This window comes from Terriglobia bacterium (assembly GCA_035712365.1).
Taxonomy (GTDB): Bacteria; Acidobacteriota; Terriglobia; order UBA7540; family UBA7540; genus SCRD01.
The window spans coordinates 114,057-137,032 of the sequence record DASTAW010000040.1; the positions used below are offsets into that span (position 1 = coordinate 114,057).

Below are 22,976 nucleotides of genomic sequence, written 5' to 3' on the forward strand. Positions count from 1 at the left end.
CCAGGGGTCGAGAGCTTGCCGTCAAGCTTACTTCAATCTGCCCATGGCGTACTTGATGCCGTTCAGCAGCATTTCCTGGTACCACTGGCTGTTCCAGACGGCATCTTCGTGGCCAAGCACCGTGCAGAACACCCTGCCTTTTCCGTCGCGGCGGGTCCAGGCGAGCGGCCAGCCGTAGAAACGCGGGTGCACGTTCGGTTTGTGAAGGTCCACGGAGCTCGGATCAAGCCGCAGCAGCACGTGCGAGGTCTTGTACTGGAAGTCGGCTGTCTGATAAATCTCATCGTTCACCTGGAACGATTTGCCCAGGAAGCTGACGATAGGGCTCGACGGGTCCGCCACCTCCACCGTCACCTTCTGGTGCCAGGGATGGTCATTGAAATATCCGCCGACCAGTTCCAGGTAATCCTGCCAGTTATAGAAGGTATCAGTAGAGCTGTGGACGCCCACAAATCCGTGGCCAGAACGGACGAAATTGATAAAGGCATTCTTCTCCGCGTCGGTCATCGGTAGTTCCCCTGTGGTGTAAAACATCACTACATCGTATTTCTTCAGGTTCTCCGTCGTAAAAGCCCCCACGTCCTGCGTCACGGTGGTGTCAAAGAGTCCGGAACGTTCGCCGATCTCTTTCACCACGTTCTCGGAAGTAGGAATGCTCGCGTGCTTGTATCCGGCAGACAGGGTCATATAGAGCAGGCGCCCCTTGCCCGATTTTGCGAGCGCCTGCCCGCCGAGCCCCAAAAATCCCATGCCGCTAAGCACCATCGAAGACAAGACCAGAATGAGAGATCTGCGCATCTCAACTCCTCTCTGCGAAACGAACTGTGAATCGATACCAAGGGCCGGCACTCACAACGCGATGCAAAAAGCCCCGCCGTCAGGATCTGCCTGCGTGCTGCGCCACCGCCTGGCCGCTGAGAGCCACGGCAATCTGCCGGCAGAAGGCCGGAAGATCGGAGGGCTTGCGTGAAGTGATCAGGTTGCCGTCAACGACCACTTCCTCATCCACGTACTTCGCGCCAGCGTGAATCATGTCATCCTTGATCGCCGTGAAGCAGGTGGCTTTTCGCCCTTCCACAATGCCGGCCGAGCAGAGCAGCCAGCCGCCGTGGCAGATCGAGGCCACCACTTTGCCCGCGCGGTGCATGTCGCGCACCAGCGCCACCATGCGCTCGTCCTGCCGCAGGAAATCGGGCGCCCAACCGCCCGGAATGACCACAGCGTCAAAGTCCGCCGCGCTCACGTCACCAATCGATTTATCCGCGACCACGGGATACCCTTTCTTGCTGTCGTAAGTCTTCCCTGCTTCGCCGCCCACGGCAATCGTCTCCGCGCCGCCTTCGCGAAAACGCAGCAGCGGATACCAGACTTCCAGTTCCTGATATTGCTCTGCCACCAGGACTGCAATCTTTTTGCCTTTCAGGTCCATTGCGACCTCCTTTTATAGCAACACATCGTTAGCAGCGGCGGCTTTACGCCGCCACATTGCGGCTATGTTATCACCACCGCGTATCCTTGCGCCTTAGCGCCTTTGCGCGAACAGCGGTTGATGCCTTAGACCCTCATCGCAACATCACCGCTGCAAAAAAGCCGTCCATGCCGTCGAGGTCGGGACGCGTGTGAAAGTATCCGCGCTCATCGATCAGCCGTACGATTTCCGGCTGATCCTCCGCAAGCTCAGCGCGGCCCAGCAGCCGGCAATCGCTGGTCGCGGCCAGCACGCTCTCCACGACCTTCTCATTCTCTTCCGGCTCCAGCGAGCAGGTTGCGTAGACCAGCCGTCCCCCCGGCGCGAGCACCGAAAGCGCGCTCGAAAGGACCGTCCGCTGCATAGCCGGCAGCCGCTCGAGGTCCTTTGGAGTCAGACGCCATTTGATTTCCGGATTGCGCCCCAGCGTGCCGGTGCCGGAGCAAGGCGCGTCCACTAGGACCCCTTGGAAACTTTGCCGGAACGGGAGTGGCTGCGTGGCGTCCAGGCGCACCACACGAACGGCTCTGACGTTGGCCGTTAGCCTCGGCAGGAGCTTCCGAAGCGTCTGGAGACGGCGGGAGCTCGAGTCGCAGGCCACTACCAGGCCGTCGCCCACTGCATCTGCCAGCAAGCTGGCCTTCATGCCCGGCGCAGCGCAGAGATCGAGCACGCATTCTCCCAGTCGCACCTGAAGCAACTCAGGGACGATTTGCGAAGCTTCATCCTGGATGGCCAATCCCATCAGTTCAGCAAGCCGGGCAACAGCCGCCCCGCCTGTTTCCGCGATGAGGGCCTGGGGCACGTACCGTCCCCGGCGGACCTTGCATCCCTTCTCCGCCAATCTCGCGATGACATCGCCCGGCTCGGGCGTCGAGGAGCAGATTCGCAGCGTGGTCGGAGGAACCTGCGTCGAGGCCCATGCCAGCCGGTTTGCTGCTTCCGCCCCGAAGTTCGCTTCCCATCGCTCGAGCAGCCAGGCCGGCGCAGTCCGCCGCACGCTCATGAGAAACTCCGGGTTGTTCAGTTCGGCCGCGCCGGAACGTTGCAGAAGCTTTTCCGGCCGGCACTTGCGCAGCACAGCGTTGACCAGCCCGGCCGCCGACCTCTTGCCCGCCAGCTTGGTGAGCTCCACTGATTCGTTAACCGCAGCGGACCTGGGAATTTTCTCAAGGAACGCAATCTGATAAATGCCCATTCGCAAGGCCGTCAAAACTTCGCGGTCGAGCGATTGCGGGCGCTTACCGGAAAGCTGCTGCAAGCGGTGGTCAATCTCGCCTCGCCAGCGGAGGACGCCGAACGCGATTTCCGTAGCAAGCCCCCGGTCGCGCTCACTGAGGGCCGAGAAGTGGCGGCTTTGGAGCAGGTCGGAAGCGAATGCCTGCCCGGCGTCAACCTGGAGGAGGATTTCAAAAGCGAGTTTGCGGGCAGGCGAAACTTGCGCCAAGGCTTACCTCAGGAACCCAGGGTTTCGCCTGTACGGACGCGGGCGCCGTTTATGAAATCGCGGGCAGAAAGGCGCTTGCGGCCCTCAAGCTGAACGTCGTGGAGAAGCAGTTGCGTGCCCTCGCCGCAGGCCACGGAAAGTCGTCCGCCCTCGGCGGAGACCGCTCCGGGAGCAATGGCCACGGCAGCGGCCGCCGGAACAGCTTCCGCCCGCCAGATGTGCAGCAGCTTGCCCCGAAACGACGTGTAGGCGCCCGGCCAGGGGACCAGGCCACGAACACGCCTCTCAAGATCTTCCGCAGACAGCGACCAGTCGATCAGGCCGTCCCTTTTTTGAAGCCGCGGGGCAAGCGTCGCCAGATGGTGGTCCTGCGGCCGCGGCGCAATCGCTCCCCGCTCCAGCCCCCGCAATGTTTCCACCATCAGTTCCGCGCCAATCGTGCTGAGGCGCTCACCGAGGGTCTCCGATGTGTCATCTCCGCGGATCGGCTCGCGGCGTTCGAGCAGCATGTCGCCGGTATCCATTCCCGCGTCAATCTTCATAGTGGTTACGCCGGTTTCCCTTTCCCCGCGCATGATCGCCCAGGCGATGGGCGCCGCGCCGCGGTATTTGGGCAATATCGAGGCGTGCAGGTTGATGCAGCCAAGCGGCGGGATGTCAATCATCCACTGCGGGACGATCTGGCCGTAGGCAACAATCACCATGGCATCGGGATGGTACTGCGAGAGATGTTCACGGGCCTCATCCGTTTTCAGCTTGGCCGGCTGATAAAAAGGAAGCTCGTGACGCATCGCGCATTGCTTCACGGGCGAGGGCTGGACCGTCTGCCCGCGTCCACGCGGCTCATCCGGATTGGTGATGACCAGTTGAATGGAGAACTTTTCAGCGATCAGTTTTTCAAGAGTGGGGACAGCGAATTGAGGCGTGCCGCAAAAGATCAGGTTCATCCGTCAAGTCCGATGGGAACAGTCTTCTCGGGTTTCGCAGGGCGCGCCGGAATCCATCCTACCACTCGCCCGCCTTGGCCAGTTTGCGGACTTTACGCTTGATGGACTCGCGCTTCAGGCGCGTCAGGTGATGGATAAAGAGCTTGCCGTCCAGGTGGTCCGTCTCATGACAGAAGGCGCGGGCAAGCAGGCCCTCACCCGTCATGATGTATTCCTCGCCTTGAAGATTGCGTGCGCGGACAGTGGCTTTCACCGGTCTCGGCGTTTTGGCGCGGAAGTCCGGAAGGCTCAGGCAGCCTTCTTCCTCTGTCTGCTGTCCTTCGGTGGATATGATCTCTGGATTGGCCAGCACCAGCTTGGCGTTCGGGTCGTGGCCGCAGGTGATGTCAATCACGGCGAGCCGGTGCGCCAGGCCGATCTGCGGTGCGGCAAGCCCGACACCGTTGGCGGCGTACATGGTTTCAAACATGTCGGCGACCAGCTTTTCGAGGTCAGTGTCGAACTCCGTGACCGGCTTCGTGCCGTCTTCCAGAACCTTCTGTCCGTATTTCACAATGGGATAGATCATCTTCAGGCTAGTATCGTCGGCGCCGGGAGCCTCGGCGCGATCGAGTCCCTCGATCGATCAATCGCTTGCCATGAAACATGCTGCGGCTAGTTGTGTTTTCCTACTTTTCAAAATCGCACATTTAGGGCGCGAGCACAAGCAGAGTAAAGCTGTTCGGCACCATGGGCGGCCGGCTCCGCCGTTGCCCGCTGGTTTCGGGCGGAGGCGGCCCAAATTTTGCCGTTACCAGAAAAACGTTGTGGGTCTTCGGGTCCACTTCCATGGTGCGCGCTCCGCGCTCAGTTGCCACGGTTTGGACCACTTTGAATTCCGTTGGCGACACTTCTTTCACCACCGTCAGAGTGCCGTCACCGTTCGAGCTGAAAGCCAGCCTCGTTCCCGGATCAAACCGGTTGGCGTCCACGCCGTTGCCAATGGGGACCGACGCAATCACCTTGCCATCAGCGGCGCTGATCACGGCCATCATCTTGTTGTGGCAGCCGGCAAACAAAAGGTCATGCTTTACATCCATCGCCAGCCCCGAAGGTGAGTCGCAGGGCGCCATCGGCCAGCGCGACTTGATCTGGAGCGTGTGCGTGTCAATCGCAAGTTCGGTGCTCTTGTCTTCCAGGTTGTTATAGAGCATCCCGCGCCCGTCAGGCACGGCAAATTCGGGCTTGCCTCCCAGACTAATGGTACCCACCACTTTCAGGGTCTTCGCATCAATGGCGGTAGCATCGTCGCTGCGGCCGTTGAAGGTGAAAACCCGCTGCGAGGAAGGATCATAGGTAATTCCGTCGGGGTTCTGGCCGGTCACCTTGACAGTGCCGATCGTCTTGAGCGTCTTCAGATCAAAGACGGTCACCTGATCGGCCCTTCCGTCGCTGGTGAATCCGCGATTGAGTTCCGGCGCCACAGCAATGCCATGAACACCTTGCGTATCCGGAATGTTCCCGATCACCTCATAGTTGTCTGGGTTAATAACCAGCACCTGGTTGGCGTGGGAAACGAACAGGTGGCGATTCTGTGGATCAAAGTCTAGATAATCCCAGCCGCCTTCGCCGCCCAGAAGGACCCTCTTGACGATGTGATAATTGGCCGCCGCGGGGCCATTCGAGCGCCGGGCCGCGCTGGCGCCAAGCGGGATCGTGAGCACTGCGATCAGGAATAAACAAAAAAGGGAGCAACTTCGACCAGTGAAATTCATAAGTCCTCCAACGGATAAATCCCTGCCATATCGAATAAGTTACTAAACTCTGCAGCGGTGCGACTGAGCTTCGTTTCCAGCCAGGTTAAAATCGGCGCACCTGCTCCTGATAAGCGTCGAAATTTCTCCGGGTCTCCTGCAACGAGTCGCCCCCGAATTTTTCCAGGAATGCCCGTGCCAGAACCAGCGCTACCATGGCTTCGCCCACGACGCCTGCAGCCGGAACCACGCAAACATCTGATCGCTCGTAGGCCGCCTTCACAGGCTCACGCGTTTCAAAGTCAACCGATTCGAGCGGCCTGCGCAGCGTGGAAATCGGTTTCAGGTATCCGCGGACGACGACCGGCTCGCCGTTGGTCATGCCGCCTTCCAGGCCGCCGGCCCTGTTGGTTTTTCGGGTGAACCTTCTATCCTGCCGGTTATAGCCAATCTCATCATGGACGCCGGAGCCGGGCGTCGCGGCGTTTCCGATTCCGGTCCCAATCTCGACCGCCTTCACGGCCTGGATGGACATCACCGCCTGAGCCAGTTGCGCGTCGAGCTTTTCGTCCCACTGCGCGCAGGAGCCGAGCCCTACCGGAATACCCATGGCAATCACTTCAAATGTGCCGCCGACCGTGTCGCGTTCCTCGGTGGCTTTGTCCACTTCCGCCTTCATGCGGGCTTCGGTCTCCGCGTCCACGCAGTTCAGCATGATGTCCTGGACGTCGCGCAGGGCGAGAATCTTCTCGAAGGGAACATCGTCATCCGCCAGCGCAATGCTGCCCAGCGCCACGGTGTGGCTGGCAATCCTTATGCCGAACTGCAGGAGGAACAGCTTGGCCATCGCTCCCACGGCAACGCGGGCCGCCGTTTCCCTCGCGCTGGCGCGCTCCAGCACATAGCGCGCGTCAAGGAAATCGTATTTCAGGCAACCTGCCAGGTCAGCATGGCCCGGCCGCGGCGACTTCACCGCCTTGTACTTTTCGCGGGTCTCCGGCAGGTCTTCCACGGACATCGACTCCTGCCAGTTTTTCCAGTCGCGGTTCTCAATCAGAATGGCGATGGGCGAACCGATCGTCTCGCCGTGGCGAACGCCGGAAAGGAACTGCGCGGTGTCAGATTCGATTTTCATCCGCCCGCCGCGCCCATAACCGCCCATGCGTCGCTTCAGCTCGCGGTTGACGTAAGCAAAGTCCACGGGCACGTGAGCCGGCAATCCCATCAGGGTCGCCACCAGCGCCTGTCCGTGCGATTCACCCGCCGTGTAAAATCGAAGCATAATGAATGTTATGGAACTTTCCTGAGGGCGAATTCAGGAAGTAGCAATTTTACCTGAAGCTTGCAACGTGGTCAAAACTAAGGGGCATTAAGGTCTGGCCCTCACGATCCCGTGCTGCTGTAATTCTCCACGCCGCGGTTCCAGACAAACAGAGCCAGGATGAAGAATGACGCCGCCACTACGGGGACGAGGTAGAAATAGATATTAAAAGTGTCGCGCCCCAGAAAGTGTGTTGTGGGGTAAAAAGAGGCGAACCCGAAAGGGATGATCCAGCTCAGCATGAACTGGATAAAGACGTTATAGATGGTCAGCGGGTAGCGACCAAAGGTGAGCATGTTGAATACCGGTGGAACGATGCCCACGCGATCCTCAAACCAGAACGACACAGCGGTGAGCATCAGGAATACCGCCAGGTAAATCAGCGCGCCCGAGGCCACCATAAGAATGAACCAGAGATAATCAACGGCCGGCCAGGGGACATTGAGACGCTCGACCGCGACAACCACAACAAAGATGCCTGTAATGACTTCCTGGAGCGACTCGAGCCGGAATTTTTCAAAAAGCACCTGGAAAAGAGTATCAACCGGCCGCAAGAGGAGGCGGTCAAATTTTCCCTGAATGATGTAGAGATCGCCAAACTGATAGAGGTTCCAGCTCACTACGTTGAAGAACCCAAGCGGGATGAGAGAGAATCCATAGAGAAAGAGAATTTCGTAGAATGACCAGTCTTGCAATTTGGGAATTTTGGTGAACAATACCAGCACAAACCCAAAGCCCAGCACCGTCGCCGCCATCGAGGAGAAAAAGGCGATGAAAAAGTCCGCTTTATACTCAAGCCGGACTTTTGCGTATTGAGCGAAATAGAGCGCGAACAATCGCATGTGTCGTTTCATAAGGAAGTATAAAGCGTGAAGGATGAAGGATGAAAGCGGGCCATGCTATTTGTAAAATGGCGGTCCTTCGATTGATTATGAACTCTTGCGGCAGGGCGCAGCATTTCCGCCTTTACTTTCATCCTTCATCCTTCGCACTTCATACTTGGTTTTAACCTCCCTGAATCGTGATCTGCTTGCTCGACAATGTCCACAGCGCGTGCCCAATGGCCACCAGCGCCGCAACCCAGAAAATCTGGATGCCCAGCGCCTTCAGGATTCCAACACCGCTGATCTTTCCCAGGTAAATCAGAACTGGAATGTAGCTGATGTATTCGAATGGCATGTAAGCAAACATCGTCTGGAAGACATGTGGGAAAAAGGAAATGGGAATCAGCAAGCCGGAGAAAAGTTCCAGCAGAAAATACTTGGCCCGCAGCAATCCCAGAATGGATTTCAAGCGCACGGCGAAGGTTCCCACTGCAAAGTTGATGCCCGCCACCAGGAAAAAACTGAGGAACACGCTGATCAGGAAACCCATGAAGTTCCCAACACTCGCCGGCTTGCGCACCGGGAAGACAAGCAGCAGCACAATGGCGGTCGGCACGGTCAGCATGGTCAGGCGGAAAGCCGACTCGCCGAGCGCCTGGGCAATATACATCCACTGCGTGTTGACCGGCTTGATCAGGTCCATGGCCAGCTTGCCTTCCAGCACCTGCCCGGCCATGTCCTGATCGATGTTGTTGTAATAAAACGAGCGGATGGTCCAGCCGACGGCGACGTAAGTCAGCAACTGGCCGAAGTCAAAGCCCTCAATGCTGACACTGTGAGAATAAATGGCCTTCCAGATGAAGTAATAAACAGACACGTAAATAAAATAGGTGACGATGCCGGTGTAGTAGCGCAGGCGGTAGGCCATGGTGTTTACGAAGCCCACGCGCAGGAATCCGCCATAGATGCGAGCCGTCGCCACCAGTGAAAACTCGCTCCGGGGTCGGGCCGGGAGCGCAAAATCGGTGGAGGCCATTGTCAGACCTCGCCCCGCAGGTAGATGCGCTTCACAATGTCCTCGATCGGTTCCTCTTCAACCAGGATGTCCGTTACTTCCAGCGTGTTCACGATGCGGCGGATGATCTCCGCGTTCGAATATCGCTCGCGGTCAAAGCGCATCAGGTAGGTCAATTCATCAACGAGGTCGCAGAGAATTCCGTCAGTCGCAATCTTTTCCACAGCCGCCGACTGGGACCGGTCTTTCAGCAGAAATTTCACCTGGTTGTATTTGGCAAGCCGCCCTTTCATCTCACGCAGCGCCCCATCGAAGAGGATCTTCCCTTTGTCGATCACGATGATGCGGCTGCAAAGCTCCTCGATGTCTGAAAGATCGTGAGTGGTCAGCAGCACGGTCGTCCGCTCCGTGCGGTTCACTTCCTTCAGAAATTCGCGGATGCGGTCCTTGGCGACTACGTCCAAGCCGATGGTCGGCTCGTCCAGAAAAAGCACGGGAGGATTGTGCAGCAGCGAAGCGGCGATGTCGCATCGCATTCGCTGCCCCAGACTGAGCTTGCGGACCGGCGTGCTGAGATAGTCTTTGAGATTCAGGATCTCGCAGAATACGCCCAGCCGCCGCTTGTACTCAGCGTCAGGAACTTCGTAGATTTCCTTCAACAGCTTGAACGATTCCACCACCGCGATGTCCCACCAGAGCTGCGTCCGCTGGCCAAACACCACGCCGATGTGCTTGGTGTAACGGCGGCGGTCGCGCCAGGGGACAAAACCGTTGGCCACGATCCTGCCGCTGGTCGGGACCAGGATGCCCGTCAGCATTTTCACCGTGGTCGATTTCCCGGCTCCGTTGGCGCCGATGTAACCCACAATCTCGCCCGGCGCGATGGTAAAATTCACGCGATCTACGGCGGAGACAGTGATTCGGTCGCGCACAAAAAGGTTCTGAAGGGCGCCCCACACGCCTTCACGGCGCTGGAAGGAACGGAACTCCTTCGTCAGGTCCTGCACTTCGATGATGGGTTGCATAGAAAGACAAAAACTTCGTGGGGCAGCAATTCCTCAGTGGTTCAAGCATATAATCTTAGCAACCGCACGGTTTCTGAACAAGCGTCGCAGAAGCTTGTTGCAGTCCGGGAGAGCGCCGCCAAGCGGGGATGCAGCGAACCAACTGCCCATAAGTTAGACGAGCAAGAGTTCATAACGATTCACCGAGGTCCTGTTTTGAGGCCAAAGAACGCGCTGGTCGGCGTTGATATCGGGGGAACGAAGACCGCAGTTCTCGTCTCGTTAAAAGCGCCGTCGGTCCTGGATCGGGTCGAATTTCCCACAAAGCCCGCAAGAGGACCAGGACCCGCGCTGCGGTTGATCGAGGCGGGAATCCGCGACCTGCTTGCAAAGCACCGGTTAAAGCCGGCTGCCATCGGCGTGAGTTGCGGCGGTCCGCTCGACCGCCTCCGGGGCATCATTCAAGCCCCGCCTAATCTCTCCACGTGGGTGGATGTGCCTATCAAAGCGATGCTTGAAGATGAGTTTGGCGTCGCCTGCCGATTGGAGAATGACGCCAATGCTGGCGCGGTGGCGGAACACCGTTTTGGCGCCGGGCGCGGCTGCCGGAACATGGTTTTTCTGACCATGGGAACGGGACTGGGCGCAGGAATTATTATCGACGGCCGGCTCTACCGCGGCACCAACGACTTCGCCGGCGAGATCGGGCACGTCCGCCTCTCGCGCTCCGGGCCGGTCGGTTATCACAAGGCCGGGTCCGTTGAAGGATGGGTGAGCGGCGGCGGCATGCCACAGAGAGCAGAAACGGCGGTCAAAGCCGCTCTGAAGCGAAGGCAATCCACCACCCTTGCTGAACTTTTGCAGAAAGGCAAGCCGATCACCGCTCGTGAGGTGGCGCTCGCCGCGCGCAAAGGAGATGTTGTCGCGGCGCGCGTTCTTCGCTCGACGGGCGAGCGGCTGGGTGCCGTGCTGGGGATCTTGGTGGACATTCTCAACCCGGAGAAGATTGTCATCGGCGGACTGGCGATGCGCCTGGGCAATACTTTGCTGGGGCCGGCCCGCGAGGTGATGCAGCGTGAGGCCCTTCCGTACTCGTCTGCGGTTTGCCAAATTGTGCCGGCACAACTGGGTGAACGGATCGGCGATGTCGCCGCGCTGTGCGTTGCCATGGGGCTTTGACGGATAGATGGAGGACCTGTCGCCCGGTGACTCCACCGCCAGATTGGTATCGAGGTCAATATCCGCCCGAAACACGGTACGGTCACCCCGGTGTCCGGCTCTCGATGGATTCTGGAAAGGAGCCCGACCCGCAGCCGAAGCTGAGGTATAATTCTGGGCAGTCGCAATCATTGAAACAGGTCGCGTCGAGTTTCCCGGGCAAGCAGGACAATGGCAGACAATTAATTACCCGAATTGACGAAGGGTCCGGCCTCCTAACCGATTCACAGCTTATGATTGAGGCTCCAGGGAGTATGCAAATGAAGAGATACCGAGCAGGTACTTTGTTGCTGGCGTCTGTGTTGCTTTTGGCGCAGGCGCTGGCTGCCGCGGAACTCCGCGTGCCGCACCTGAACTTCACCGACCAGCGCCTCGGGAACGGGTTGAGGGTAATTATCGCGCCCGATCACACGGCGCCCGTCTTCGCCATCTCCGTCACCTACAACGTGGGCTCGCACAGCGAACGACCCGGCAGGACGGGGTTCGCGCACCTTTTCGAGCACATGATGTTCCAGGGCTCGAAAAACGTGGGCAAGGGCGAGCACATGATCCTGATTGAAAACAACGGCGGCGACATGAACGGGACCACCAACGAGGACCGCACCAACTATTTCGAGATGCTGCCGAAAAACCAGTTGGACCTCGCGCTCTTCCTTGAAAGCGACCGCATGCGCTCGCTGGCAGTGAACCTGGCCAACTTGAACAACCAGCGCAACGCAGTCCAGGAAGAGCGGCGGCTGGGCATTGACAACCAGCCCTACGGCAAAGCGTATTTGGAAATCGACAACCTGGCGTACGACAATTTTGCCTACAAGCACTCGGTTATTGGTTCCATGGCAGACCTGAACGCCGCCACCGTGTCGGACGTGCAGGATTTCTTCCGCATTTACTACGCGCCGAACAACGCCGTGCTCACCCTGGTGGGTGATCTTGATCCCGCCGAGGCCCTGGAAAGCGTCAAGAAATACTTCGGCGACATCCCATCGCAGCCGGCGCCTCCCAGGCCAGACCTCACCGAGCCCGAGCACTACGGCCAGCGGCGGGAAACCATGATGGACCCACTGGCGCGCCTGCCCATGGTCTTGATGGCCTTTCACACCCCTCCGGGCAATACCGCGGACAATTACGCGCTCCAGGTGCTGGCCAGTATATTGAGTACGGGGGAAAGCTCGCGGCTGTATCAGCATCTGGTCAAGGAAAAACAACTGGCAACATCAGTGGAAGTGCAGGCGGATGCGCGGACGGGTGACAGCCTGTTCTACCTGCTCGCGATGCCGCGTCCGGGCGTGAAACCCGAAGAGGTGGAACAGGCCATCGAGGACGAAATCGCTGCGATCAAGAAGGATGGCGTTACCGACGCCGAAATGGAGAAGGCACGCGCCCAGTTCCGCCGCCAGCAGATCCAGGAGCGGCAGTCGGACCTCTTCACGGCCATCCGCATCGGCGAATACGCGGTCAAGTTCAACGATCCTGACCTGATCAACACTATCTTTGACAAGTTCAACGCCGTGACGGCGGCGCAGGTGAAAGAAGTTGCGGAGAAGTACCTTATTCCACCACAGCAGGCCGTCGTAATTGACTTGCCTGCCCAACAGGAAACCACCGCGGCAAGCCGCTAGAGGAGGGTGAAAATGAAACGAAAATTTTTTGCTTTGTTCATCGTTATGCTGGCATTTGGAACGTGCAGCGTCACCCTACTGGCGCAAGGCCCCGAGGAGAGCAAGTCGGTTCCGCTCAGCCAGGTGGTGCGGCTCAATCGGGCCCCCGTTAACAAGGAAATTCTGCGCGTCAAGCTGCCCCGCCCGCGGGAGGTCAAGCTGGACAACGGGCTTGACATTCTGGTGTTGGAGCGCCACAAGCTGCCCACAGTCGCCTTCATGCTCTGGATTAAAACCGGGGCCCTGGAAGATCCGCGCGAGCTTCCGGGCCTGGCAGGGTTTACCGCCGATATGCTTCGCGAAGGTACCACCCATCGCAGCAGCGCCCAGATTGCGAAGGACGTTGACGACATCGGCGCCAGCCTTAGCGCGTCGGCGGGTTTCGGCAGCAATCGTTCAAACGTCACTGCATCCGGCCTGGTGGAAAACACCGACCGCATTCTTGAATTGATGAGCGATGTGGTCCTCAACCCAACCTTCCCGGACGATGAGCTTGCAAAATTTAAGAAACGAGAGCTTGCCGACCTGCAGCAGATGCGCTCTGATCCCAGCTTCCTTGCGCGCGAAAGGTTCTACAGCGTGCTCTACGGAGATTTTCCCGCCTCGGAAGTCGCCCCCACTCCCGAATCGGTCAACAATGTAACTCGCGCCGATCTGGATAGATTCCACGGCGAGTATTACGCCCCCAATAACGCCATCCTCGGCGTGGCGGGCGACGTTGATTACGATTCCATCGTGCCGCTGATCAAGAAGTATTTCGGCGGCTGGAAAAACCATCCCGTCAGCGACCCCACGCTCCCGCCGCTGCCCAAACCCGCGGCGGCGAAGGTGGTCCTGGTGGATCGCCCGGATTCCGTTCAGACCAATATTCTGGCCGGCAACCAGGCGTTGCGGCGCAACGACCCCGATTACGTCCCCCTGGTGGTAACCAATCACATTCTGGGCGGCGGTCCGGCCGCGCGTCTGTTTCTGGACCTGCGCGAAGAAAAGGGGTACACCTATGGCGCCTACAGCTCGATGATGCCGGACGTCTACCCCGGTCCGTGGTTTGCTTCCACGGAAGTCCGAACCAAGGTGACTGACGGCTCGATGCAGGCGCTGATGGATGAGTTCCGGAAGATCCGGGATGAAGACGTCCCGGAGAAAGAGCTTGACGAGTCCCGTCGTGCCATCGTCTCCAGCTTTGCCCTTTCGCTGGAAAGCCCCACCACGCTCCTCCGCTCGTGGTTGACCGTGGACTATTACAAGCTCCCGCAGGATTACTGGGACCAGTATCCGGAGGAAGTGGCCAAGGTGACGCCGCAGCTAGTCAAAGAGACAGCCCAAAAATATATCGACCTTGACCATCTCCAGGTGGTCTGCGTCGGCAGCGGCAAGGACATCAAGGACGTCCTGAAAAAATACGGGCCGATCGAGGTCTACGACACGAACGGCAAGCGAATTGAATAAACCCGGCTGCGCCGGGCCTATTCTCCCAGGACCTTGATCAGGACGCGTTTGCGCCGCTGGCCGTCAAACTCGGCATAATACACCTGCTGCCACGGGCCGAGGTCAAGCCGGCCGCGCGTGACGGGCACCAGCACCTGGTGTCCCACCAGCAGATTTTTCAGGTGGGCGTCGCCGTTGGTTTCCCCTGTCTGGTGGTGGCGGTAATCGGAGCGGAACGGTGCGAGTTGTTCCAGCCACTCGTCGATGTCGCCGATCAGGCCGTCTTCAGCATCATTAATATAGACCCCGGCAGTGATGTGCATGGCGGAGGCCAGCACCAGGCCTTCCTGGATGTTGGCGGCCTCCAGCGCCTTTTCAATTTCGGCGGTAATATTGATGAACTCGCGCTTTTTCTTGGTGTTGAACCACAGATATTGCGTGTGAGCTTTCATAGTCCCTCTGCCTTCTATAAATTTTTTCTATAGCTTCAATAGACGGCCTGCATTGACCAGCCCTGCCCAAAATCTTATGCTTATTGTAGAATGTTGCGTTGTCTTAATGGTCGTTTGCCTTACACTCCGCGAGAGACTACACGAGCGACGCTCGCAGAACCTGGGGTAAACAGGGAAATCGCAGGAGGCTTAATATGAAATCCGGCAATTCCAGCCGAGGCGCCGTGCATGTGCCAGACGCCAGCGCCAGCATAGCCGAGGCCCATCTGGTTGAACAGCAGGAGCGTGCCCGTCAGAAGGACCCGCAACTGTTGAGAGACCTTTTGGAGAAGATGTTGCTGATCCGGCGCTTCGAGGAAAAGTCAGCCGAGATGTATACGCTGGGAAAGATTGGCGGCTTTTGCCATCTCTATATCGGTCAAGAGGCAGTTGGAGTTGGAGCCATCGCAGCTCTGGAACCCGAAGACGCCGTTCTTTGCTCTTACCGTGACCACGGCCAAGCCCTGGCGCGCGGAATGGATCCCGGAGCCATCATGGCCGAGCTTTTTGGCAAGCGCACCGGATGTTCGAAGGGCAAAGGCGGATCGATGCACCTTTTTGACCCCGCCGTGGGTTTCCTGGGCGGGCATGGCATCGTGGGCGGCCAGATTCCGCTGGCTGCCGGCGTGGCGTTTGCCGCCAAGTATCTGGGCCAGTCCCGCGTGACGTTGTGCTTTTTTGGCGAGGCGGCGGTGAACATCGGGTCCTTCCATGAATCATTAAACCTGGCCCAACTATGGAAGCTTCCGGTGGTGTTTATTTGCGAAAACAATGAATTCGGGATGGGCACGCCGATTCTCAAGACCTCCGCTATCCGCGACCTGTCAGAGAAGGCCGGTTCGTATGACATGGCCCGGGCGGTCGTAGATGGCATGGACGTGCTTTCGGTTTACGACGGAATATCTGAGGCGGTTGAGCGGGCCCGCAAGGAAGACCTGCCCACGCTGATTGAAGCCCGGACATACCGCTTTATGGGCCACTCGATGTCTGATCCGGCCCATGGCACCTACCGCACGCGGGAAGAACTTGCTGAACACCGGCAGCGCGACCCCATCAAACGCTTCACTTCCACACTGGAATCCCTGGGCATAATCAATCAGGAATATATCGATGACCTGGACAGCAGGATTCGTGAAGTCGTCGATCAGGCAGTGGCGTTTGCAGATGAAAGTCCGGATCCCGCGCCCGAAGATTTGGCAACAGACGTTTATCTCCCGTAGTTCGGCTTGAGCAAAGGCTTTAACGTTTCATCGTGGGCGGCAACCGGGGCCCTGGGACCTTCAGGACGTATGTCCGGGCCGCAACCGCTGCCACAATAAAGAGAGCGAGGAACACTAATGGCAGTTCTGGCATTCAGGGAAGCGCTCAATCAGGCGATGCGCGAAGAAATGCAGCGTGACGAGAGGGTCTTCCTGATGGGCGAGGAAGTGGGCGCCTACAACGGCGCCTATAAGGTCAGCAAAGGATTGCTGGACGAATTCGGCCCCAAGCGCGTTCTCGACACGCCCATCACTGAGCTTGGCTTCACAGGCCTCGGTGTGGGCGCCGCCATGGCGGGGCTGCGGCCTATTGTTGAAATGATGACCTTTAATTTCTCGCTGTTGGCCCTCGACCAGATTGTCAACAGCGCCGCCAAGATGCTTTACATGTCGGGAGGCCAGGTCGGCGCGCCGATGGTTATTCGCGGGCCGGGCGGCGCCGGCCATCAGCTTTCCGCGCAGCACTCGCAGGCACTGGAGGCATGGTTCTGCCACATTCCAGGTCTCAAGGTCGTGACGCCTTCCACGCCCGCGGACGCCAAGGGCCTGCTGAAGACTTCTATTCGTGACAACAACCCCGTCATTTTTATCGAATCGGAAGTCCTTTATGGCCTGAAGGGCGAAGTTCCCGAGGGCGAGTATACGATCCCGCTGGGCGTTGCGGAAATCAAGCGTCCCGGAAACGACGTTACACTGGTGGCGCACGCGAAGATGGTCCATGTGGCGCTCGAGGCCGCCGAGGAGCTTGAAAAGGAAGGGATCGACGCCGAAATCATCGACCCGCGAACGCTTCGTCCGCTCGACACTGAAACCATCCTTCAATCAATCAGGAAAACCAACCGGGCCGTCATCGTGGAGGAGGGCTGGCCTTTCTGCGGCATTGGGGCCCAGGTTGTGGATACGATTCAGCATCAGGCTTTCGACTATCTTGATGCTCCCATCCTGCGCGTAACGGGTGTTGACGTTCCCATGCCCTACGCCAAGCCGCTGGAGCACCTGCACGCGCCGGACAAGGCCCGAGTGATTGACGCTGTTCACCGCGTAACGTACAAGAATTAGCCCGGCCAACTTTTCTCAAGAGGTTTCGTATGGCATCTCGAGTTCTAATGCCCAAGGGCAGCGATACCATGACCGAGGGCAAGGTCCTGAAGTGGCTTAAGAACGAAGGCGAGCAGGTCGCGAACGGGGACGCCCTGGTCGAAATTGAGACCGACAAAGTGGACATGGAAGTCGAGTCGATGGCCTCCGGCGTCCTGCGCAAGGTCCTGGTGCAGGCAGGAGAAACCGTTCCGGTGGGGCAGATGCTGGCCGTCATCGGCAAAGCGGAAGAGGATATTTCATCTCTCGTCTCCTCCAACGGCGGGGCCGCCGCAGCCAAGCCGCCAGCCGGGCCGCAAAAGACAGAAACCGGTTCGAAAGAGGCTGCGCCGCCTCAGCCGCTGGCCAGAGCCGCGGCCCCTGGTCCCGGCCCAGCGCCAACGCCCCAGCCAACAGAGGGTGGGCGCGTTCTGGCTTCGCCGCTGGCTCGCCGCATAGCGCGCGACACAGGGCTGGATCTCGCAGCCATTCAGGGCTCTGGACCCGGAGGGCGCATCATTCGCCGCGACGTGGAATCCGCCGCTGCCACGGGCGCTCCGTCGGCGGCTTCGAGGGTGCAGTTCGCTCCGCAAGGCCCTGAATTTCGCGATGAACCTCTCAGCCAGATGCGCAAGACCATTGCCCAAAGGCTCGCTCAGAGCCTTGGCCCGGTTCCCCACTTCTATCTGACGATTGACGTGGACATGAAGAAGGCGAAGGAACTGCGCGAGTCGGCGAACAAGCTGAACCCCAATTTGAAGCTGACCTACAATGACATCATCGTAAAGGCCTGCGCGGTGGCGCTGATCCAGCACCCCGATGTCAATGCCAGTTTCACCGGCAACGCCATCCGATATCATAACCGTGTCCACCTCGGCATTGCCGTCGCCATTGATGGCGGCGGCCTCATCACACCGGTCGTGCGCGATTGCAATCTCAAAACCCTGCAACAGATATCGACGGAATCCAAAGACCTGATTGCGCGTGCCCGCACCCGCAAGCTGAAGCCCGAAGAGTATACGGGCGGGACCTTCAGCGTCTCCAATCTGGGCATGATGGGCATCGTGGAATTCTCGGCGGTCATCAACCCGCCTGAGGGCGCCATTCTGGCCATTGGCTCGGTTGAAGAAAAGCCCGTGGTGGAAAACGGGCAGATCACCATAGGGTTCCGTTGCAGGATGACGCTCTCCTGTGACCATCGCGTCGTTGATGGTGCGACGGGCGCGCGGTTCCTGCAGTCGCTCCAGCAGATTCTGGAGAATCCCATTCTGATGGCCCTTTAGAGATTCCCTCCTGGCTTGGAGGATGGAGTTGATTCCCGCGGAATCCAGGATGAAGATCCCCGGCGCACGGTCCTCGACCGCGGTGGGATCGCCCAGCCGACATCGAGAAGCGCGGCATGGGTGGAAATCTCCTGCGCCGTCATGCAGCGGCGGGTTTCGATTGCAGCTTCAATCTAAGCTACCTCTGTAGGGGTGAGCTGACGCAGCACGCCCATCGAGCAGGTTTTTTGATTGGCGGCAATCTCACCGGGCGGCGTCATTCCGTCTACCACTGCAACGGGCCGCTCACCAAGGTGGGGCTCGCTCCGCAAAACGGCTTGCAGCGCCAGGCATGAAACCTCCAACCAGAGTATCGATTTCACCCAATCCTGTCAGCAGCAACCATCGAAAGCCGCCTCGCACCATAAGATTCCGGAGGTAAACAGAAGCTGCGGTGAAGCGTTTTTCGATGCGATCAGGCTGCCTGCAACCGTCCCGATACCGTCGGCGCACTCTGATTGCGGCGAGACATAAGCCGCCTGCAACCTCTGATATTTCATGGTCTCACAGACGCATAACCGCGACTGTGCGTAAAAATACTTATGCTCAGAGTACATAGTTTTACGAATTGTAACGACTCGATGGCCCTCCTAAACTGTGAAGTGGGTTGAGGGCCGGGTCAGATCAGAAACAGCACACCGCATTCCTAGAAATCTCGGCGACCTGAACAGGCGCTGAGCTGAGTCGCATCGCCGGCCGTCAAACACATCTATCGTTGGGACAGACGCTAAACCACCTGGACGGTCCAGGAATGGGACTGAAAAGGCGGAGCTAAGTCGGGGCTGGGCATTTAAAGGAAAGTCACTGCAATCAGCGAAGGAGGTCGTCATGTGTGATTATTCGTTAATGGGTGTGCCAAATCGCCTGGCGAAAGCAGGCGAGGAGTTGGTGCTCTATAGGTTTCATACCGGCACGCTGGGGTTCACCTCGCTTCTGGAAGCCACAGAGCGCCAGTGTCCGAGAAGTTTTTGGCATCGGCTGACGAGGAGCTCGTTTTCGCCCGGCGCGGCGGTCCCGGCCGTGTGCATTCCTCCCGGCGCTCGCCTGAGGCTCGAAGATGTGCCGAATAGCCTGCAATTGCGGCTGGAGGTTGGCCAGAAAGAGGAGGTTACGTTCACCCAACTGAGCGTTGAGCCGCACAGGCATCGCGATGCCGTTCGTTTTGACAACGGAAGAACATCCAGGATTCAGGATCTGCGGCCCGGAATGCGAGCCAAGGTCCTGGACCTCTCGCGTGGCAGCGATTCCGAGCCCGGCATGGACGATTCTCTGGAATTCCTGGAAGTCTTCCTTCGGAGCTAGTGCAACTGGCTGGCGCGGAATATTGCCAGCAAATGCATGAGGGCGGGACGTGCTTCATGCCAAGGACCTGGCAGGTGCGCTGCTGTTGGCAGAGAAGCACATGGGCGCGATTACGGGGCGCGCGTTCAACATTGGGGGAGGGCCGGCCAACTCCATCAGCCTGCTTCAAGTGCTGGAGTTGAGTGGCGAAATTTGCGGGCCCAAGCCGCGTTTCACGGTGGGACCCAGCACGCTGCCGCGGATTTTTCCCGTCTGGCCGTCGCCGATCGGACCGCCAACACTCATCTGATCGCGGAAGGCTGAAAGGCTGCGAGAACTGGTGCAGCCGCGGCCTGTTGCAATTTACAGCAGTCCGCTGGAACGCGCGGTTGAATCCGCCGGTATCCTGGCGGCAGGCTCCAACCTGAGGTAGAGACAGAAGAATTCCTGACTGCTCCCTGACTGTTTGCTGGGCAAACTGCGAGGACCACAGCATTGACTGGGGCTGTAATGTTCTGGAACGACCCCAACAATGCGTCTCACTGGTATTCCACCCTCGGTCCCGAACGGACCTGAAACCGACATACCTTTCCGACGAACCTTTACCTCCGCCACATTTCAACCGGAGAGCGCGCCATCACTTTCCCTTGGCCGCGGGGAGCCACGGCAGGCAGGATTGGTGGGCCGGCGCCACTGAAGCTGAAGGGGCGTCGAGCGAATGCAGGGGCGCGCTTGCGTCTGGTTTCCTGTTTGAATTCGATCGACTGAAGCAACCCAAAGGAGGAAATATAATGGCAAAAGCAAAAACGTTGAAGGAACTGTGTCTCCACGAACTGGAGGATATTTACGACGCCGAAAAACGAATCGTAAAGGCCCTGCCCAAAATGGCCGACGCAGCTTCAGGGGCGGATCTCCGCAAGGCGCTGGAACACCATCTCGAGCAGACAAAGGGCCACGTCCAGCGGCTGGAGAACGTATTCCAAAACCTGTCAGAGAAGCCCAAAGGGAAAACCTGCGACGGCATCAAAGGCATCCTCGCTGAGGGCGAAGATACTGTCAGCGATACCGGCAGTGAGGCGGTCCGAGACGCGGCCATCATTGCCGCCTGTCAGAGGGTTGAGCACTATGAAATGGCGGTTTACGGCTCCGTACGTTCCTGGATGAACCAGCTTGGGGAGACCAGTAGTGAAGGTTTGTTGCAACAAACTTTAGAAGAAGAGAAGGAGGCCGACAAGACGCTCACTACCATCGCGATAGGTTCCGCCAATGTTCGCGCCCAGACGGCGCATCCGTAGCGAGGGAGGGCGCCGGAGGCATTCGGCTGCTGCACGGCACCCTCAGTTCGCAGACGCTTCGTTCGGCTTTCAGCGCACCGGATTCAACGCGTTCGCCGAAAGCCGCACGGGGCCAGGCCGCAAAACAGAAGAGTTCCAACATTCCAACCGGAGGCGCCAATGCCAAAGAAACACCTACGCGGAGTGAGCAAGAAAGAACAGCGGGAATACGAGCACATCAAGAACAGCGCGCAGAAGTCCGGACGATACGGCAAGCGCGCGAAGGAGGTTGCCGCTCGGACGGTTATGAAGCACCACAAGCAGGCTGGCCACAAGAAAGGCCAGTAGAACCCGGGACGACCCGCAACCCCGTCGATGCTTATTCGGACTTTACCGCGCGGTGGCGCCACACGGCCCGTCCGGGAGGGCTTGTGTGCCGCGCGCGGGCAAGCTCAGGATTTCGGCGTGGAGTTTGAGATCGGTCTCGCCGACCGCACTACAGCCCACCGGCCCTGCCGCAATCGGAGCATCCGCACACACGCCGCGCTATCGAGCAAACCGTGCGGGATACCTTGCCGGGCGTCTGCATGATTTCGTTCCTGACCATGGAAGCTTTTCTCAACTGATCATTCTCCTGAGGCTTGTTGAGTCCGGGTTCCGGCACGGACATTTGAGCCCGGCGAATTATGAGGTGTCTGCCTTATGCAGGAGAACCCAGTGGGTTCGCCGGTGCGGGATGCAGACTGGCCGAAGCGTCTGGTTTTTTGGGCGTCTGTCGCGGCGTCCCTGTTCCTGTGCGTCTGGTATCGGCTGGACATTATCCTGCTGGCGTTCGCCGGCGCTCTGCTGGCCATCATTCTGCACGCCTGTGCAGACTGGCTGGAACGCCATACTCCACGAGCCATCAGCCACGGGCTGTCGTATGCGGCTATTCTACTCGGCATCGTTATTGTGGCAGCTTTGATCGGATATTGGGTTATCCCCAGCGTCATCGCTGAAGTCGGCCAGATCTCTCAGATCATTCCAAACTCAATCGCGCAAATCAAGCAGTATTTGGGCCAGAGCGGGTGGGGCAGGCACCTCGTAGAAATCGCTCAAAACGTGGCGGGCGCAGCTGGACAGGGAAGGCAACTGACCACCGTCACCAGGATTCTCGAAGGCACGATTGAAGGAGCCGTGGTTATTCTGGTTGTGGGCCTTTACGGGGCTTTTTACGCTCAAGGATACGCTGCGCGACTGCTGGACCTGGTTCCCGACAAGCATCGCGCGCGGGTCACAGAGGCTTCACAGGAAGTGGTGTACACGCTTCGCTGGTGGATGATCGCACAATTAATTCCGATGGTCGTTCTCGGAATTTCCACCGCCATCGGCCTGTGGCTGCTGCAAGTTCCCATGGCGTTAATCCTGGGGATCTTCACAGGTGCGATGATCTTTATCCCGTATGTCGGCTCCTGGCTCGCATTTGTTCCGACTGTCCTCGTTGCTCTCACCAAAGGACCCAGTACGACGATTTACGTGGTCGCGCTGTATCTGGCAATTCACGTGGCCGAGGGCTACGCGCTGACGCCCCTGGTGCAGAAGAAGGCCGTGCTGTTGCCGCCCGTCATGACAATCTTGTCACAGCTTTTCATGTGGAAAGTGGCCGGACTGCTGGGCGTGGCGCTGGCAACGCCCATCGCAGCCGCATCCCTCGTGCTGGTAAAGACCCTTTATCTGCACGAGGAAGTGAAGTCGTGACGGCACATCCGCGACGAGAGACAGAAAGGTTCCTGATTCGCAATCGTACGGAGAAGCCGAATGCGATTTTTGAACTGATTGTAATGCAGCATAGGCCCGTATCTTCAAAGCATAGCCGCTAACCCTCGGCTGATCGTCCTTGGCGTTCTGCCATTCGAAGGACTCCGCCAGCATTGAAGAAGATCGGACCGCAGCAGGATCGACCATAGACTCGGCAGTCTCTTTAGGACCAGCCAAACCGCTCCTCGAATTGACGAGCGGCGGACTGTAGCCTCAACGCCGACCGGTCTCCTGAATATTTTGTTGATCTCGGTTCCTGGGCGCCCGCTGAAAGTTGCAATCCATTGAAATAATGGAGCGGGGGACGGGGATCGAACCCGCGACGTCCAGCTTGGGAAGCTGGCATTCTACCGCTGAATTACCCCCGCTTTACTTTTGCTCACCCTGCCAGCGCACCTGCGCAGCCAGCGGA

The 22,976-nt window shown here is 58.7% G+C and carries 23 protein-coding genes and 1 tRNA gene; 12 read left to right on the forward strand and 12 right to left on the reverse strand.

Translation table 11 applies throughout. The annotated features are described in order from the left end of the window. Positions 1 to 27: 27 nt before the first annotated feature. The 10 genes from VFQ24_12640 to VFQ24_12685 all read right to left on the reverse strand — a co-directional run bounded on the left by VFQ24_12640 (position 28) and on the right by VFQ24_12685 (position 9,780). The gene (locus VFQ24_12640; GenBank protein ID HET9179197.1) at positions 28 to 798 is read right to left on the reverse strand and encodes a ThuA domain-containing protein; all 771 of its coding nucleotides are present in this window, start codon (positions 796 to 798) and stop codon (positions 28 to 30) included. A 79-nt stretch (positions 799 to 877) separates the two neighbouring features. Beyond that, entirely contained in the window at positions 878 to 1,429 is a 552-nt protein-coding gene (locus VFQ24_12645; GenBank protein HET9179198.1) for a type 1 glutamine amidotransferase domain-containing protein, read from the reverse strand. 133 nt (positions 1,430 to 1,562) lie between these two features. Further along, on the reverse strand, positions 1,563 to 2,915 hold the full coding sequence (rsmB, locus tag VFQ24_12650) for a 16S rRNA (cytosine(967)-C(5))-methyltransferase RsmB (GenBank protein HET9179199.1): 1,353 nt from the start codon (positions 2,913 to 2,915) through the stop codon (positions 1,563 to 1,565). An 8-nt stretch (positions 2,916 to 2,923) separates the two neighbouring features. Further along, positions 2,924 to 3,862, reverse strand: a complete 939-nt coding sequence (gene fmt / locus VFQ24_12655) for a methionyl-tRNA formyltransferase (GenBank protein ID HET9179200.1) — start codon at positions 3,860 to 3,862, stop codon at positions 2,924 to 2,926. A 58-nt stretch (positions 3,863 to 3,920) separates the two neighbouring features. Next, positions 3,921 to 4,430, reverse strand: coding sequence for a peptide deformylase (gene def / locus VFQ24_12660; GenBank protein ID HET9179201.1), 510 nt, complete (start codon positions 4,428 to 4,430; stop codon positions 3,921 to 3,923). Between the two features lie 121 nt (positions 4,431 to 4,551). Next, positions 4,552 to 5,616, reverse strand: a complete 1,065-nt coding sequence (locus VFQ24_12665; protein ID HET9179202.1) for a YncE family protein — start codon at positions 5,614 to 5,616, stop codon at positions 4,552 to 4,554. A gap of 85 nt (positions 5,617 to 5,701) precedes the next feature. Further along, entirely contained in the window at positions 5,702 to 6,877 is a 1,176-nt protein-coding gene (gene aroC, locus VFQ24_12670) for a chorismate synthase (protein ID HET9179203.1), read from the reverse strand. 101 nt (positions 6,878 to 6,978) lie between these two features. Next, the gene (locus VFQ24_12675) at positions 6,979 to 7,758 is read right to left on the reverse strand and encodes an ABC-2 family transporter protein (GenBank protein ID HET9179204.1); all 780 of its coding nucleotides are present in this window, start codon (positions 7,756 to 7,758) and stop codon (positions 6,979 to 6,981) included. A gap of 163 nt (positions 7,759 to 7,921) precedes the next feature. Next, a complete protein-coding gene (locus tag VFQ24_12680) occupies positions 7,922 to 8,776 on the reverse strand; it encodes an ABC-2 family transporter protein (protein ID HET9179205.1) in 855 nt (284 codons plus the stop codon). Between the two features lie 2 nt (positions 8,777 to 8,778). Then, entirely contained in the window at positions 8,779 to 9,780 is a 1,002-nt protein-coding gene (locus VFQ24_12685) for an ATP-binding cassette domain-containing protein (GenBank protein ID HET9179206.1), read from the reverse strand. A 195-nt stretch (positions 9,781 to 9,975) separates the two neighbouring features. Here VFQ24_12685 and VFQ24_12690 point away from each other — a divergent pair, with 195 nt between their 5' ends. From VFQ24_12690 to VFQ24_12700, 3 genes are all read left to right on the forward strand, one after another. Then, complete coding sequence (locus tag VFQ24_12690) at positions 9,976 to 10,938, forward strand: ROK family protein (GenBank protein HET9179207.1); 963 nt, start codon at positions 9,976 to 9,978, stop codon at positions 10,936 to 10,938. 299 nt (positions 10,939 to 11,237) lie between these two features. After that, positions 11,238 to 12,596, forward strand: a complete 1,359-nt coding sequence (locus VFQ24_12695; protein HET9179208.1) for a pitrilysin family protein — start codon at positions 11,238 to 11,240, stop codon at positions 12,594 to 12,596. 12 nt (positions 12,597 to 12,608) lie between these two features. Further along, positions 12,609 to 14,084 carry a pitrilysin family protein gene (locus VFQ24_12700; protein ID HET9179209.1) on the forward strand — a complete coding sequence of 492 codons (1,476 nt, stop codon included), beginning with the start codon at positions 12,609 to 12,611 and terminating at the stop codon, positions 14,082 to 14,084. 17 nt (positions 14,085 to 14,101) lie between these two features. Here the strand turns inward: VFQ24_12700 and VFQ24_12705 are convergent, their stop codons facing one another. Further along, on the reverse strand, positions 14,102 to 14,515 hold the full coding sequence (locus tag VFQ24_12705) for a secondary thiamine-phosphate synthase enzyme YjbQ (GenBank protein HET9179210.1): 414 nt from the start codon (positions 14,513 to 14,515) through the stop codon (positions 14,102 to 14,104). A gap of 194 nt (positions 14,516 to 14,709) precedes the next feature. On the opposite strand from VFQ24_12705, the gene pdhA reads away from it, so the two are divergent. From pdhA to VFQ24_12750, 9 genes are all read left to right on the forward strand, one after another. Then, a complete protein-coding gene (gene pdhA / locus VFQ24_12710; protein ID HET9179211.1) occupies positions 14,710 to 15,774 on the forward strand; it encodes a pyruvate dehydrogenase (acetyl-transferring) E1 component subunit alpha in 1,065 nt (354 codons plus the stop codon). A 117-nt stretch (positions 15,775 to 15,891) separates the two neighbouring features. Further along, complete coding sequence (locus tag VFQ24_12715) at positions 15,892 to 16,872, forward strand: pyruvate dehydrogenase complex E1 component subunit beta (protein ID HET9179212.1); 981 nt, start codon at positions 15,892 to 15,894, stop codon at positions 16,870 to 16,872. 29 nt (positions 16,873 to 16,901) lie between these two features. Further along, positions 16,902 to 18,173, forward strand: a complete 1,272-nt coding sequence (locus VFQ24_12720; protein ID HET9179213.1) for a pyruvate dehydrogenase complex dihydrolipoamide acetyltransferase — start codon at positions 16,902 to 16,904, stop codon at positions 18,171 to 18,173. A gap of 116 nt (positions 18,174 to 18,289) precedes the next feature. Continuing rightward, a complete protein-coding gene (locus VFQ24_12725; GenBank protein ID HET9179214.1) occupies positions 18,290 to 18,508 on the forward strand; it encodes a hypothetical protein in 219 nt (72 codons plus the stop codon). Positions 18,509 to 19,040: 532 nt separating this feature from the next. Further along, positions 19,041 to 19,514: a hypothetical protein gene (locus VFQ24_12730; GenBank protein HET9179215.1), complete on the forward strand. Its 474-nt coding sequence runs from the start codon at positions 19,041 to 19,043 to the stop codon at positions 19,512 to 19,514. 49 nt (positions 19,515 to 19,563) lie between these two features. Further along, positions 19,564 to 19,803 (forward strand): hypothetical protein, encoded by a 240-nt coding sequence (locus VFQ24_12735; GenBank protein HET9179216.1) that lies wholly within the window; start codon positions 19,564 to 19,566, stop codon positions 19,801 to 19,803. A 481-nt stretch (positions 19,804 to 20,284) separates the two neighbouring features. After that, positions 20,285 to 20,788, forward strand: a complete 504-nt coding sequence (locus VFQ24_12740) for a ferritin-like domain-containing protein (GenBank protein HET9179217.1) — start codon at positions 20,285 to 20,287, stop codon at positions 20,786 to 20,788. A gap of 159 nt (positions 20,789 to 20,947) precedes the next feature. Next, on the forward strand, positions 20,948 to 21,115 hold the full coding sequence (locus VFQ24_12745) for a hypothetical protein (protein ID HET9179218.1): 168 nt from the start codon (positions 20,948 to 20,950) through the stop codon (positions 21,113 to 21,115). A gap of 354 nt (positions 21,116 to 21,469) precedes the next feature. Next, the gene (locus VFQ24_12750) at positions 21,470 to 22,504 is read left to right on the forward strand and encodes an AI-2E family transporter (GenBank protein ID HET9179219.1); all 1,035 of its coding nucleotides are present in this window, start codon (positions 21,470 to 21,472) and stop codon (positions 22,502 to 22,504) included. Positions 22,505 to 22,857: 353 nt separating this feature from the next. Here VFQ24_12750 and VFQ24_12755 read toward each other — a convergent pair. Continuing rightward, positions 22,858 to 22,932 (reverse strand) — tRNA-Gly (locus VFQ24_12755). Positions 22,933 to 22,976: the final 44 nt, after the last annotated feature.